The following is a 12926-nucleotide window of genomic DNA, read 5'->3' as shown; positions in this document are numbered from 1 at the left end:
CACGCCCGCCAGCGCGTCGGGTCCGCGCGTCCGCGCCGCCTCAGCCCCGCGAGACGGCCTTCACCTGAACGACGTTCGACTCCTCGTCGACCTCGACATGGTCGGTCTGCGCTTTGAGGAAGTCCGAGAAGCTGCGGAACCCGAGGGCTTTCTCACTGAACGACGGATCCAGCCGCTTCATCAGGTCTTTCACCGCCGAGGCGTGCAGCCACTCGCCGTCGGCGCGCTCCGCTTCGAGCTGCATGGCGCGCTCGAGCAGGTCGACCGCGGGGTCTTTCGAGCGCTTGCGCGCGCGGGGCCGAGAGGGCGCGGCGTCCTTCTTCGTCTCGGCCAGATTCGGGATGCCGGGGAGCGAGTCGTAGGCGTCGAACCGGTCGCACGCCGCGGCGAGTGATTTCGCCGTCGACCCGGCCACACCGACCCCGACGACGAACCGGCCGAGTCGCTTGCACCGCTGCGCGAGGGGGACGTAGTCGCTGTCTCCGGCGACGATGACCACGTGCGACAGGTCGGGGAGGCGGAACATGTCTTCCACGGCATCCACCGCCAGACGGATGTCGGCACCGTTCTTGGCGTAGGCGGCGGCGGGGAAGAGCTGCACGAGGTCGACCGCGCGCGCCACGAGCTGCGAGCGGTACTCGGCATTGACCGGCGACGACCAGTCGGCGTAGGCCCGGGTGAGCACGAGCGTGCCGAACGATGCGGCATAGTCGATGATCGCGCCGACGTCGATGGTCGCTTTGGTGAGGCGCTCGGCGATCTCGGGGTCGATCGGATTCTCTGCGATCTTCTGCCGATCCCGCGAGTACGCGTTCCGCCCGTGCACGCGGTCGTACCAGGACATCACGATGTTGTCGAAGTCGAGGTAGACGGCGACGCGGGCGGTCTGGGTATCGGGCATGGTTCCAGTCTGACCCGTCCCGGCCGAGAGCGGGTAGCCCTCGCCGCTCACCGCTCGCCGGGATAGACCACGCCGATCTGGCGGCGCACCTCGTCGAGGACCCCCATGATGGCCACGGTCTCATCGATCCCCAGGACGTGATTCGACCCGGCGCCGGCTGCGACGAAACGCTCTGCCGCCTGCGCCTGGAACTGCATTCCGCGCCCCTCGACCTCGGCGGTGAACTCCTCGAGCACGTCTCCGTCGGGGGCGACCACGCGGAACGACGTGGGGGTGTACCAGACGCGGTCGATTTCGATCCGAGCGTCGGTGCCGACGATCTGCGCGGTGTTCAGACCGGCTCCGCGCGACGACGACACCGTGGTCGACAGCGCTCCGCCGGCGTGCACGAACGCGGTCGCCACCTCGGCGTCGCTGCCCGCATCGGACAGGCGGGCGAGAGCGGTGATGCGCTCGGGCAGACCCAGGACGTCGACCGCGAACGAGATCGGGTAGATGCCGAGGTCGAGCAGGGCGCCGCCGCCGAGCGCGAGATCGTTGAGGCGGTGCGCCGGGTCGGTCGAGATCTTCTGAGTGTGATCGGCCGAGACCACGCGGATCTCGCCGAGTGTTCCGGCGGCGAGGATCTCGCGGATGCGCACCATGTGCGGCAGGTACCGCGTCCACATCGCCTCCATCGCGAGAAGACCCTTCTCGCTCGCCTTGTCACGGATCTGCGCCGCCTCGGAGGCGTTCAGGGTGAAGGGCTTCTCGACCAGCACATGCTTGCCGTGCTCGAGGGCGAGCAGGGCGTTGTCGATGTGGCCGGGATGCGGGGTGGCGATGTAGACGATGTCGACCTCGGGGTCGGCGACGAGCTCTTCGTACGAGCCGTACGCGTGCGCGATGTCGTACTGCGCGGCGAAAGCGCGAGCGCTGTCGATGCGTCGCGAGCCGACGGCGGTGACGTCGAGGCCCGCGGTGCGCAGGTCGGAGGTGAAGGCGTGCGCGATGCCGCCCGTTGCGAGGATGCCCCAGTGCAGTCCGGTCATGCGCTCCACCGTAGCCGCGTCCGCCGACATCGTCCGCCGCGCCCACCCGAGAGATCACACGTTCTAGGCTCGTCGCATGACGCCCGTCGAGCGATTCCGCGAGCTGCTGTCCATCCCGACGGTGTCGCGTGTCGACCCGGCCGAGGTCGACGACTCGGCCTTCGAGGCCTTCCACGCCGCACTCGAGCGGCTGTATCCGCTGATCCACGCGCGGCTCGAGCGAGAGGTCGTCGCGGGGCGGTCGCTGCTCTATCGCTGGGCGGGGGAGCGCCCCGGCGCTCCGCTGGTCCTTCTCGCCCACCAGGACGTCGTCCCCGTCGACGGGCAGGAGTGGCAGCACCCGCCGTTCGCCGCCGACCTCGAGGGCGAGGGCGCCGACGCCACCCTCTACGCGCGCGGCGCGATCGACGACAAGGGCGCTCTCGTCGCCATTCTCGAGGCGGTCGAAGCACTGCTCGCCGACGACATCACCCCGCGAACCGACGTGTGGCTCGCCTTCGGCCACGACGAAGAGACACGCGGCACCGGGGCTCAGGCGATGGCGTCCCTTCTCGCGGAGCGCGGCATCCGTCCGGCCCTCGTGCTCGACGAGGGGGGAGCGGTCGTCGAGGGCGCCGTGCCGGGTGTCAGCGCGCCCACCGCGATGATCGGCGTCGCCGAGCGCGGAGTCGCGACCTTCGACCTCGTGACGCGTGAGGCCGGGGGGCACGCTTCGACCCCGCCCCGCCTGCCCGCGACAGCACGACTCGCTCGTGCGATCGATCGCCTTCGTCGTCGTCCGTTCCCGCGGCGGCTCGTTCCGCCGGTCCGGGCGATGTTGGCCACCGCCGCGCCGCACACGAGGGACCCCCTCTCGACGCTGTTCCACCGCACCTCCGTGTCGGCGCCCGCGGTGACCTTGGCGTTGTCGCTGCTCGGTCCCGAGACGAATGCCCTCGTGCGCACCACCGCCGTCGTCACCCGCCTCGAGGGCTCGGCGGGTGAGAACGTGCTCGCCACCTCGGCGCGGGCGAGCGTGAACGTGCGGCTGCTCACCGGCGACACCCTCGCCGATGTCGCGGTCCACCTGCGTCGGGCGGTGGCCGACCCGCTCGTCGACATCGAGATGCGTCACGGCAACGACCCCTCGCCGGTCTCGCCCTGGCAGGGCGCAGCGTGGCGGCGATTGTCGCGGGCGGTCACCGACACCCTCGGTCCTGACACCGTTCCTCTGCCGTACCTGCAACTGGGGGCGAGCGACAGCCGGTTCTACGCCGGGCTCACCGACGCGGTGTACCGCTTCGCCCCGTTCCACCTCTCGCGCGCCGAACGCGACGCGCTGCACGCCCCCGACGAGCGCATCCGCGTCGATGCCTGGCTCCGCGGCATCCAGTTCTACCGGGCTCTGATCGCCTCCTGACCGGGGTCTTCGCGCCGTCGTCCGACTGCTCCCGGGTGGCGCACCCCCTCAGAATCGGGTGCGGACGCGCGGGCGCATCGGTTCGGATCGTCTGGCGTGGAGCCGGGTCTGTGGCGCCCCGGCAGACGGTGTCGGCGCGGGTGAAACGGCTCTCCCGCCCTGCGCACAGCCGGCCGATCGCGCTGACGTGAGCGCGTTCGGGCGGACCGAGTCGCGTCGGCTATCCTCGTGTGACCGGTCACGCAACAGTGCGCGACCCGCAATGAGGCGGACGATGAGCGACACCGATATCCCGGAGGCGACAGGGCGCGCCCCGAGCATCCGCGACGTCGCGCGGCTCGCGGGAGTGTCCTATCAAACCGTCTCGCGCGTGATCAACAACAGCACGCAGTTGCGCCCCGAGACCGCGGCGAAGGTGCGCTCCGCGATCGCGGAGCTCAAATTCGTGCCGAATCAGGCCGCCCGGGCTCTCGCCACCAGCCGCTCGCGCCTCATCGGCGTGCTGGGCCCGCGCGCCACGACCCACGGCACCGCGTCGATGGTGCAGGCCATCGAGTCCGCCGCCCGTGCCGCCGGCTACCGCCTCACCGTCACGAATCTCGCGACGAGCGCCCCCGACGACGTGCGTTCGTCGATCGACCACCTCATGCAGCAGTCCGTCGAGGGACTCATCGCGGTGGCTCCGCAGACGCGGGTGGTGCCGATCCTCGACGAACTGAAGCTCCCGGTGCCGGTGCAGATCGTCACCTCGACGGGCACGTCGACCACTCACAACGACCAGAGCGCGGGGGCTCGCGCCGCCGTCCGCCACCTCATCGAACTCGGGCACTCGCGCATCCTGCATATCGCCGGTCCGCGCGACTGGGTCGAGGCCGATCACCGCATGCGCGGGTATCTCGCGGAGATGGATGCCCACGACCTCTCGCCGAGGCCGCCCGTCCTCGGCGACTGGACGGCGCAGTTCGGCTTCGAGGCGGGGTTGGAGCTGCTGCGCACCGAGGATGCCACCGCGGTGTTCGCGGGCAACGACCACATGGCCCTCGGATTCATGCATGCCGTTCGGGCCATAGGTCGCTCGGTCCCCGAGGACATCTCCGTCGTCGGGTTCGACGACGTCCCCGAATCCGCTCACCTCTGGCCCCCGCTGACGACGGTGCGCCAGGATTTCGTGGGCATCGGCACGCGCGCGGTGAGCGACCTCCTGGCCTCTCTCGGCGAGACGAACGACGATGCACCGGTGGTGGAACCCGATCACCTGCGCCTCATCGTGCGGTCGTCGACGGCCTCTCCGCGGGCCTGAACCGCTCCACGCGCACGTCACGTTTCGGCAACGGCTGAACTCCCGGCGCGTCGAGACTTGACAGTGCCGCCCAGCGGGGAGGTAGCATCACTCACACAATGTGAACGGTCACATGACCGGGTCACACGGCCGACGGGACTCGCTGCGGAGCGGATCCGTCGAGACGAAGACGTTTCGAACGACGCGGATCGCACCGCCTCGCCGAGGGCCCTTCGTTTCGCCCCCGAGGCCGTGCGTCCCGATGTGCGCCGTCCGCACTGCCCGCGGTGGACTCCAGGGGAGACGCCGCGACATACACCCAACGGAGGGAACCAGAGTGAAGAAGCACAGCATGCTCAAGGCGATCGCGGGAGCGGGCGTCCTCGCGCTCGGCATCGGCCTCGCCGGTTGCGCGGGAGACCGCACCGGCGCGGGCAGCGGAGACTCGCAGGAAGCCGGCGGCACCATCGGCGTCGCCATGCCGACGCAGCAGTCGGAGCGGTGGATCGCCGACGGCAACAACGTCAAGTCGCAGCTCGAGGGGCTCGGCTACCAGGTCGACCTTCAGTACGCGAACGACGACATCCCCACGCAGGTCTCGCAGATCGAGAACATGATCACCACGGGCGCCAAGGCCCTGATCGTCGCCTCGATCGACGGCACCACGCTGACCGACGTGCTGCAGCAGGCCAAGGACGCGAACATCCCCGTCATCGCGTACGACCGCCTCATCAACGGCACCGAGAACGTCGACTACTACACGACGTTCGACAACTACAAGGTCGGCGTCCAGCAGGCCACCTCGCTCCTGACCGGACTCGGCGTCCTCGACGCCTCGGGCAAGGAAACCGGCGCCGCAGGTCCCTTCAACGTCGAGCTGTTCGCGGGGAGCCCCGACGACAACAACGCCACGTTCTTCTGGAACGGCGCCATGGACACCCTCAAGCCCTACATGGACAAGGGCGTGCTGAAGGTTCCCTCCGGCCAGACCGAGTTCGGCCAGGCGGCCATTCTGCGCTGGCTGCCCGAGACGGCGCAGAAGCGCATGGAGAACATCCTCACCGTCATCGGCGGCACCAAGCTCGACGGTGTCCTTTCGCCCTACGACGGGCTGTCGATCGGCATCATCTCGGCCCTCACCTCGGGTGGCTACGCCGCCAACGCCCTCCCCGTCATCACGGGACAGGACGCCGAGGCCGGCTCGATCAAGTCGATCATCGCCGGTGAGCAGTACTCGACGATCTTCAAGGACACGCGAGAGCTCGCCAAGCAGGCCGTGACCATGGTCGACGACATCCGCAAGGGCGAGAAGCCCGAGGTCAACGACGAGAAGACCTACGACAACGGCAAGAAGGTCGTTCCCTCGTACCTGCTCAACTCGACGATCGTCACCAAGGACAACTACAAGGAAGTCCTCATCGACAGCGGTTACTACACCGAGGCCGACCTGAAGTAATCCCCCGGAGGGGCTCTCCGCCCCTCCGCCCCGCCTCCGCCGCGACCCGCCGGGTCGCGGCGGAGGCTCCCGCGGGTCCGCGGCATCCCGCACCCGCCCCATATTCCGACCGGCCACGAGCCGGTTCTGCAAGGAGGACCTCGTGAGCACCATCCTCGAGATGCGCTCGATCACCAAGGAGTTCCCCGGCGTCATCGCGCTCGCCGACGTGTCGCTGACCGTCGAGCGCGGGACGGTTCACGCCATCTGCGGCGAGAACGGCGCCGGCAAGTCCACCCTCATGAAGGTGCTCAGCGGCGTGTACCCCGCGGGCGATTACCGCGGCGAGATCGTCTTCGACGGCAACACCGTCGAGTTCAAAGACATCCGCGACAGCGAAGCGGCCGGCATCGTCATCATCCACCAGGAGCTCGCGCTGAGCCCCTACCTCTCGATCGCCGAGAACATCTTCCTCGGCAACGAGATCACGAACCGCGGTCTCATCGACTGGGATGCCACCAACCGCGAGGCGGCCAAGCTCCTCGCCCGCGTGGGTCTGGGCGACAGCCCCGACGTTCCCGTCAACGAGATCGGCGTCGGCAAGCAGCAGCTCGTCGAGATCGCCAAGGCACTGTCGAAGGACGTCAAGCTCCTCATCCTCGATGAGCCGACCGCGGCGCTCAACGACGACGACTCCGAGCACCTGCTCGATCTGATCCGGCACCTGCGCGGTCAGAACATCACCTGCATCATCATCAGCCACAAGCTCAACGAGATCCGCGCGATCGCCGACGAGGTCACGATCATCCGTGACGGTCGCACGATCGAGACGCTCGACGTGGCCACCGGCGGTACGAGCGAAGACCGCATCATCCGCGGGATGGTGGGCCGAGAGCTCGAGAACCGCTACCCCGACCGCGACGTCGAGATCGGCGACGAGGTCCTGCGCATCGAGGACTGGAACGTCAGTCACCCGACCGACGCGAGCCGTGTCGTCATCCACCAGGCCAACCTGAACGTGCGTGCCGGCGAGGTCGTCGGCATCGCCGGCCTCATGGGCGCGGGGCGCACCGAGCTCGCGATGAGCGTGTTCGGCAAGAGCTTCGGCTCGCGCATCTCGGGCAACGTCTACATCCGCGGCGAGAAGGCCGACACCTCGACGGTTCCCGCGGCCATCCGCAGCGGACTGGCCTACGTCACCGAAGACCGCAAGGGCGCAGGGCTCAACCTCATCGACACCATCAAGCGGAACATCTCGATCGCCGGGATGCGCAAGCTCGTCAAGGGCGGGTTCGTCGACGGCGACGAGGAGTACCTCGTCGCCAACCGCTACCGCAAGTCGATGAACATCAAGGCGCCCAGCGTCGACGTGGTCGTGGGCAAGCTCTCGGGCGGCAACCAGCAGAAGGTCGTCCTCTCGCAGTGGCTCTACTCCGACCCCGAGGTGCTCATCCTCGACGAGCCGACCCGCGGCATCGACGTGGGCGCCAAGTACGAGATCTACACGATCATCAACTCCCTCGCGGCGCAGGGGAAGGGGGTGCTCGTCATCTCTTCGGAGCTGCCTGAGCTCCTCGGCATCTGCGACCGCATCTACACCCTCAGCGAAGGCCACATCACCGGCCAGCTGCCCATCGAAGAGGCCACGCCCGAGGCACTCATGGTGCTCATGACGAAGGAAAAGGAAGCCGACCATGTCAGCGCTTGACAACACTGTGACCCCCCAGGGTCCCGCCACGCCGAAGGGGCCCGTCGGCGGCGGTGCCGGCAACGGCGCCGGCGGCATCGTGCAGTTCTTCACGTCGCGCCTGCGCGAGATCGGCATCTTCATCGCGCTGATCGTCATCGTGCTGCTCTTCCAGGCGCTGACCGGCGGTCGTCTGCTTACCGCGGGCAACGTGTCGAACATCATCGTCCAGAACAGCTACATCCTGATCCTCGCGATCGGCATGGTGATGATCATCATCGCCGGTCACATCGATCTCTCGGTCGGTTCGGTCGCCGCCTTCGTCGGTGCCGTCTCGGGTGTGCTCATCGTCCAGTGGGGCCTGCCCTGGTGGCTGGGGATCGTCCTCTCGCTGCTCCTCGGCGCCGTGGTCGGCATGTGGCAGGGATTCTGGGTCGCCTACATCGGCATCCCGGCGTTCATCGTGACCCTCGCGGGCATGCTGCTCTTCCGCGGTCTGACGCAGATGACCCTGGGCAACACCCAGATCACCCCGTTCCCCACCGAGTACCGTGCCCTCGGCGGCGGATACCTGTTCCCCGACCTGTTCCCGGCGGCGACGTCGCCGGCCGAGTGGATCACGGTCGCCCTGGGCGTGCTGACCCTCGTGCTCTTCGTCGTCTCGCAGGTGCGTCAGCGTGCCAAGCGCGCCGCGCTCGAGCTGCAGAACGAGCCGCAGGTCGCCTTCCTGGTCAAGCTCATCGGTGGCGGCGCGCTCATCGCGTACCTCACCTACCTGCTGGGCGTCGCCCCCGGCTCGCGCGGCACGCCCATCGTGCTCGTGGTGCTGGCTCTGCTGATCATCGGCTACTCAACGGTCATGAGCCGCAGCGTCTTCGGCCGCCACATCTACGCGCTGGGTGGCAACCGCACCGCCGCGAAGCTGTCCGGCATCAACACCCGTCGCGTCGACTTCATGCTGTTCGTCAACATGGGTGTCCTCGCGGCCCTCGCCGGCATCGTGTTCACGGGCCGACTGAACTCCGCCGGTCCCGGCGCGGGAAACCTCTTCGAGCTGGATGCCATCGCCGCCTCCTTCATCGGTGGAGCCGCCGTCCAGGGTGGTGTCGGCCGCGTGGTCGGCGCGATCGCCGGTGGTCTGGTCATGGGTGTGCTCAACAACGGCATGTCGCTCATGGGCATCTCGACCGACGTGCAGCAGTTCATCAAGGGTCTCGTGCTGCTGCTCGCCGTGGCCTTCGACGTGTGGAACAAGAACCGCACCCGCGGTTGATCCACGCTCTTCGTCGAACGCCCCGTCGCCTCGTGCGGCGGGGCGTTCGTGCGTCCGCGGCCGGTGCCCGCGCGAGGGGTCGTTTCGTGTCGCCGAGGATCACCCTCGGCGACCGGAGCCGACCCTTCACGCGGATCTTTCGGGATAACCCGAAAGCGCGCGGGGGCTGACCGGGCGGCGCCGGCGCGGGGGCCACCTCTAGCGTGGAACCCATGACCACGGCATCCGTTCTTCCGCCTCCTCCGCCGACGCCCGCGCCCGTCGCCGGCGCTCCCGTTCCGGGGGGGGACCAGCCCCTCGCGCCGCGGGTGCGGATCGCCTCGCCCGGTCGCATCGCCGGTGCGGTGGTGCATCTCGCCGCGCTCGGCGTCATCGGCCCCGGCATCCTGGGAACCCTGTTCGGGCTCTTCGGCGCCGGCGTGGGGTTGCTGGCCGCCCTCTTCATCGGGGTGATCGCCCTGGTCGCCCTCGTCTACGCGCTCTTCGCGATCGCATGGTTCGAACGCGCCCGTCTCGACGGCCTCTACCGCCTGGGTCTGCCGCCTCTGCGTCCCCGCCACAGCCCGCGCACCGGGTTCACCGGCGTCGCGCACACCATCTGGTTGCAGGCCATCGATCCGGGTCAGTGGCGGGCGGTGGCATCGTTCACCATCGCGACGATCCTGGGTCTCGCCACGCTCGGCGTCGCCGGGCTCACCTCGTGGGGACTGGGTCTGATGATCAGCCCGATCTTCGGGTGGTCCCACCCGCGTCTGCTCGGCTTCGTGCCCCTGCAGGGCGTGGCAGCTCCCTTCGTGGGTCTGCTCGTCTTCGTCGCCTCGCTCGCGGCGATCGTGGGCCTGGCGGTGCTCCACGGGGTCATCTCGCGGGCGATCCTCGTCCCCTCCCGCGAGGCGCAGCTCGAAGAGCAGGCCCGCACCTCCGACACGCGCCGCGCCGGGGCCGTCCGGGCGGCCGAGGTCGAACGCACCCGTATCGAGCGCGACCTGCACGACGGGGTCCAGCCGCGGCTCGTCTCGATCGGCATGACGTTGGGCCTGGCGCAGACCAAGATCGACGACGATCCCGAGGCCGCGAAGGCCCTCGTCGCCGAGGCGCACGCCTCGACCAAGTCGGCCATCACCGAGCTGCGGCAGCTGGCTCGCGGCATCCATGCCTCGGTCCTCGACGATCGGGGACTCGACGCCGCCCTCTCGGCGCTCGCGTCCCGATCTCACATCCCGGTGACACTCGATGTGCGAGTGCCGCGGCGGTGCTCGCGTCCGGCCGAGGCGGCGGTGTACTTCGTGATCGCCGAGGCGCTGACGAACGCGGCGAAGCACTCCCGGGCGACCGGATGTCGTGTCCACGTGCGACTGCGCGATGACGGGACCCTGTGGGCCCGGGTCGAGGACGACGGCCTCGGCGGGGCGCGGATCGTGCCCGGTGGCGGCCTCGACGGCATCGTCAACCGGGTCAGCGCGGCCGGCGGCACCGCCCGCATCGACAGTCCGCAGGGTGGACCGACCACGGTGGAGGTGAGCGTGCCGTGCGCATCCTGATCTGCGAGGACTCGGTCCTGCTGCGCGAGGGGCTCGTGCGCCTGCTCGCGGACGACGGCCACGAGGTGGTCGCGGCGCTGCCCGATGCCGAGGGCCTCGAGGCCGCGATCACGGAGACCACCCCCGACCTGTGCATCCTCGACGTGCGTCTGCCGCCGACCTGGACCGACGAGGGCATCCGTGCCGCGATCGCGCTGAGGTCCCGGCATCCCGGTCTCTCGGTCCTCGTCCTGTCGCAGTACGTCGAGGAGCAGTACGCGAGTGATCTGATCGCCGACGGGCAGGGCTCGCTCGGGTACCTGCTCAAGGACCGGGTCGCCGACGTGCGCGACTTCCTCGACACGGTGGCCCGCATCGCCGGGGGAGCGACCGTGCTCGACCCCGAGGTCGTCGGCCAGCTGCTGGCGCGGCGCCGCCGCGACGAGCGGCTGCAGAGCCTCACCGAGCGCGAACGCTCCGTGCTCTCGCTGATCGCCGAGGGACGCTCGAATCAGGCGATCGCCCAGGCGCTGTTCGTCTCGGAGGCCAGCGTCGAGAAGTACATCACCGCCATCTTCACCAAGCTCGGACTCGAGCAGGACGAGACCGGCAACCGCCGCGTCATCGCCGCCCTCGTGCACCTGGGCCACGACCACACCGGAGCCACCTCATGACCGCGCAGACTCCTCTCACGCCGCCGACCGCGCCCTCTCGTCACGGGGTTCCCTTCTTCGTCTCGCTCGCCACGATCGTCGTCGGAGCGTGCGTGCTCGCGGGCACGGTCATCGGGACGGGCGTGACCGCGGCCGCGACGCTGCGCGACAGCGGATCGGGGTACGCGATGAGCGAGACCTCGACCGACGGACTCACCGATCTCGACATCGATGTGGCGGGCGGCTCGCTCACCATCGCGTACGGCGAGGTTTCGGAGGCGCAGCTCGAGGTCGGGAGCGGGGCGGACGGGTGGACGTTCGAACGCCAGGGCAGCACCCTGCGGGTGAGCTCTCCGCAGACGAACGTCGTCGGCTGGTCGAACGGCGCCGGATCCGCCACCCTGGTGCTGCCCCGGGCCTCCGCCACGACGAACCTCGACGCACGCATCCAGGTCGCCGGCGGCGCCCTGTCGGTCGACGCCGACTTCGGGTCGTTGAACGTGCAACTCGCGGGAGGTGACGTGGATCTCGCCGGAGACGTCCGCACCCTCGACGTGTCGGTCTCGGGCGGGTCGGCGTCGGGGACCCTCACGGGGGTGGGGGACGCGACCTTCGAGGTCGCCGGCGGCAGTCTCGCCTCGACGCTGGCGGGAGACGCCCCCGCGCGCACCAAGGTCACGGTGACCGCCGGTTCCGCCGACATCACCCTGCCCGACGACGAGTACAACGTCACCACCGAGAGCGGTCTCGGCCGGGTCGACAACCGCCTGCGCACCTCGTCGTCGGCGACGGCGGTCGTGGACGTCGAAGCGGCCCTGGGCCAGGTGTCGCTGCGGTCGTGACGCCCGCGCGAGGGGTCAGGATCAGTCGCCGGACCGTCCGGGCGACGGATTCCGACCCCTCGCGCCGCTCGTGACGGCGATCGCCGCGAGCACCAGCACGATGCCGACCACCTGCGGCACGGCGAGCGACTCGCTGCCCACCGCCACCCCGAGCAGGACCCCGGTCACGGGGTTCAGCAATCCGATGAGCCCCACGGTGCCCGCGGGCAGGTGACGCAGTCCGGTGAACCAGCACACGAACGCCAGTGCCGTCGCGATGACCGCGATGCCGACGTAGGCCAGCAGGCCCGCGGCATCCACTCGGGGTGGTCGGCCCTCGACCATCGCCGCCACCGCAACCAGGGCGAGACCCCCGGCGGTCAGCTGCCACGAGGTGGTCGCCAGCAGGGGCGTCTCGTCTCTCCAGCGGGTGGTGAGGATCGCTCCCAGCGACGATGCCAGCAGAGCGATGACGGATGCCACGACCCCCGCGACCGGGACCGTTCCGGTGCCGAGACCCACCACCGACAGCACTCCGACGAGACCCAGGAGCGCGCCGACGGCCCATCGCGCCGTGGGCCGTTGCGAGAGCAGGGGCCAGGCGAGCCCCGCGAGAGCCAGGGGGGCCAGAGCCATGATCGATGCGGCGATCGAAGACGGCAGCAATTGCGCCGCGACGTAGACGAGCACGAAGAAGGCGCCGAAGTTCAGCAGACCGAGAACGGGCGCCTTCCACCACCAATCGCCGCGCGGACGACGGCGCGCGAGCGCCCAGAGCAACAGGCCGGCGGGGAGGGCCCGCAGTGCGGCTCCCCACAGCGGAGCGTCGGCGGGCAGCAGGTGTCGGGTCACCACGTAGGTCGCGCCCCAGGCCACGGGAGCGACGGCGGTGATCGCGACGAGACGCCACTTATCTTCCATGGAAGA

General features: G+C 69.6%; 11 protein-coding genes. 8 read left to right on the top strand and 3 right to left on the bottom strand.

Going from position 1 to position 12926, the window contains the following annotated elements:
- Window positions 1–40: 40 nt before the first annotated feature.
- Both MTE01_RS04475 and MTE01_RS04470 read right to left on the bottom strand, forming a co-directional pair.
- Window positions 41–901, bottom strand: coding sequence for an NYN domain-containing protein (locus tag MTE01_RS04475; protein WP_103206347.1), 861 nt, complete (start codon window positions 899–901; stop codon window positions 41–43).
- Window positions 902–948: 47 nt separating this feature from the next.
- Window positions 949–1932 (bottom strand): Gfo/Idh/MocA family protein, encoded by a 984-nt coding sequence (locus tag MTE01_RS04470; RefSeq protein WP_141375942.1) that lies wholly within the window; start codon window positions 1930–1932, stop codon window positions 949–951.
- 76 nt (window positions 1933–2008) lie between these two features.
- Between MTE01_RS04470 and MTE01_RS04465 the strand changes: the two genes are divergently transcribed.
- The 8 genes from MTE01_RS04465 (at window position 2009) to MTE01_RS04430 (ending at window position 12020) form a co-directional block, all read left to right on the top strand.
- Window positions 2009–3331, top strand: coding sequence for a M20/M25/M40 family metallo-hydrolase (locus tag MTE01_RS04465; protein ID WP_141375939.1), 1323 nt, complete (start codon window positions 2009–2011; stop codon window positions 3329–3331).
- 274 nt (window positions 3332–3605) lie between these two features.
- The gene (locus MTE01_RS04460; protein ID WP_141375937.1) at window positions 3606–4631 is read left to right on the top strand and encodes a LacI family DNA-binding transcriptional regulator; all 1026 of its coding nucleotides are present in this window, start codon (window positions 3606–3608) and stop codon (window positions 4629–4631) included.
- A 331-nt stretch (window positions 4632–4962) separates the two neighbouring features.
- Window positions 4963–6066, top strand: a complete 1104-nt coding sequence (gene chvE, locus MTE01_RS04455) for a multiple monosaccharide ABC transporter substrate-binding protein (RefSeq protein WP_141376336.1) — start codon at window positions 4963–4965, stop codon at window positions 6064–6066.
- A 160-nt stretch (window positions 6067–6226) separates the two neighbouring features.
- Complete coding sequence (gene mmsA, locus MTE01_RS04450; RefSeq protein ID WP_103206467.1) at window positions 6227–7753, top strand: multiple monosaccharide ABC transporter ATP-binding protein; 1527 nt, start codon at window positions 6227–6229, stop codon at window positions 7751–7753.
- A complete protein-coding gene (gene mmsB / locus MTE01_RS04445; protein WP_246077976.1) occupies window positions 7740–9005 on the top strand; it encodes a multiple monosaccharide ABC transporter permease in 1266 nt (421 codons plus the stop codon). Before mmsA ends, mmsB begins: the two co-directional genes overlap by 14 nt.
- Before the next feature lie 212 nt (window positions 9006–9217).
- Window positions 9218–10546 (top strand): sensor histidine kinase, encoded by a 1329-nt coding sequence (locus MTE01_RS04440; RefSeq protein WP_141375935.1) that lies wholly within the window; start codon window positions 9218–9220, stop codon window positions 10544–10546.
- Entirely contained in the window at window positions 10534–11199 is a 666-nt protein-coding gene (locus MTE01_RS04435) for a LuxR C-terminal-related transcriptional regulator (RefSeq protein WP_141375933.1), read from the top strand. Before MTE01_RS04440 ends, MTE01_RS04435 begins: the two co-directional genes overlap by 13 nt.
- Window positions 11196–12020, top strand: coding sequence for a DUF4097 domain-containing protein (locus MTE01_RS04430; RefSeq protein ID WP_141375931.1), 825 nt, complete (start codon window positions 11196–11198; stop codon window positions 12018–12020). Before MTE01_RS04435 ends, MTE01_RS04430 begins: the two co-directional genes overlap by 4 nt.
- 21 nt (window positions 12021–12041) lie before the next feature.
- Here the strand turns inward: MTE01_RS04430 and MTE01_RS04425 are convergent, their stop codons facing one another.
- Entirely contained in the window at window positions 12042–12920 is an 879-nt protein-coding gene (locus tag MTE01_RS04425; protein WP_141375929.1) for an EamA family transporter, read from the bottom strand.
- Window positions 12921–12926 lie beyond the last annotated feature (6 nt).

It is taken from the genome of Microbacterium testaceum (assembly GCF_006539145.1).
Lineage (GTDB): Bacteria > Actinomycetota > Actinomycetes > Actinomycetales > Microbacteriaceae > Microbacterium > Microbacterium testaceum.
This window is presented reverse-complemented; position numbering and strand designations above follow the sequence as displayed.

Excerpts from the sequence above, each read along its gene's own strand:
- MTE01_RS04460 (WP_141375937.1), top strand. The coding sequence starts at position 3,606 with ATGAGCGACACCGATATCCCGGAGGCGACAGGGCGCGCCCCGAGCATC.
- MTE01_RS04475 (WP_103206347.1), bottom strand. The coding sequence starts at position 901 with ATGCCCGATACCCAGACCGCCCGCGTCGCCGTCTACCTCGACTTCGAC.
- MTE01_RS04465 (WP_141375939.1), top strand. The coding sequence starts at position 2,009 with ATGACGCCCGTCGAGCGATTCCGCGAGCTGCTGTCCATCCCGACGGTG.
- MTE01_RS04430 (WP_141375931.1), top strand. The coding sequence starts at position 11,196 with ATGACCGCGCAGACTCCTCTCACGCCGCCGACCGCGCCCTCTCGTCAC.
- mmsA (WP_103206467.1), top strand. The coding sequence starts at position 6,227 with ATGCGCTCGATCACCAAGGAGTTCCCCGGCGTCATCGCGCTCGCCGAC.
- MTE01_RS04470 (WP_141375942.1), bottom strand. The coding sequence starts at position 1,932 with ATGACCGGACTGCACTGGGGCATCCTCGCAACGGGCGGCATCGCGCAC.
- MTE01_RS04425 (WP_141375929.1), bottom strand. The coding sequence starts at position 12,920 with ATGGAAGATAAGTGGCGTCTCGTCGCGATCACCGCCGTCGCTCCCGTG.
- MTE01_RS04440 (WP_141375935.1), top strand. The coding sequence starts at position 9,218 with ATGACCACGGCATCCGTTCTTCCGCCTCCTCCGCCGACGCCCGCGCCC.
- mmsB (WP_246077976.1), top strand. The coding sequence starts at position 7,740 with ATGTCAGCGCTTGACAACACTGTGACCCCCCAGGGTCCCGCCACGCCG.
- chvE (WP_141376336.1), top strand. The coding sequence starts at position 4,963 with ATGCTCAAGGCGATCGCGGGAGCGGGCGTCCTCGCGCTCGGCATCGGC.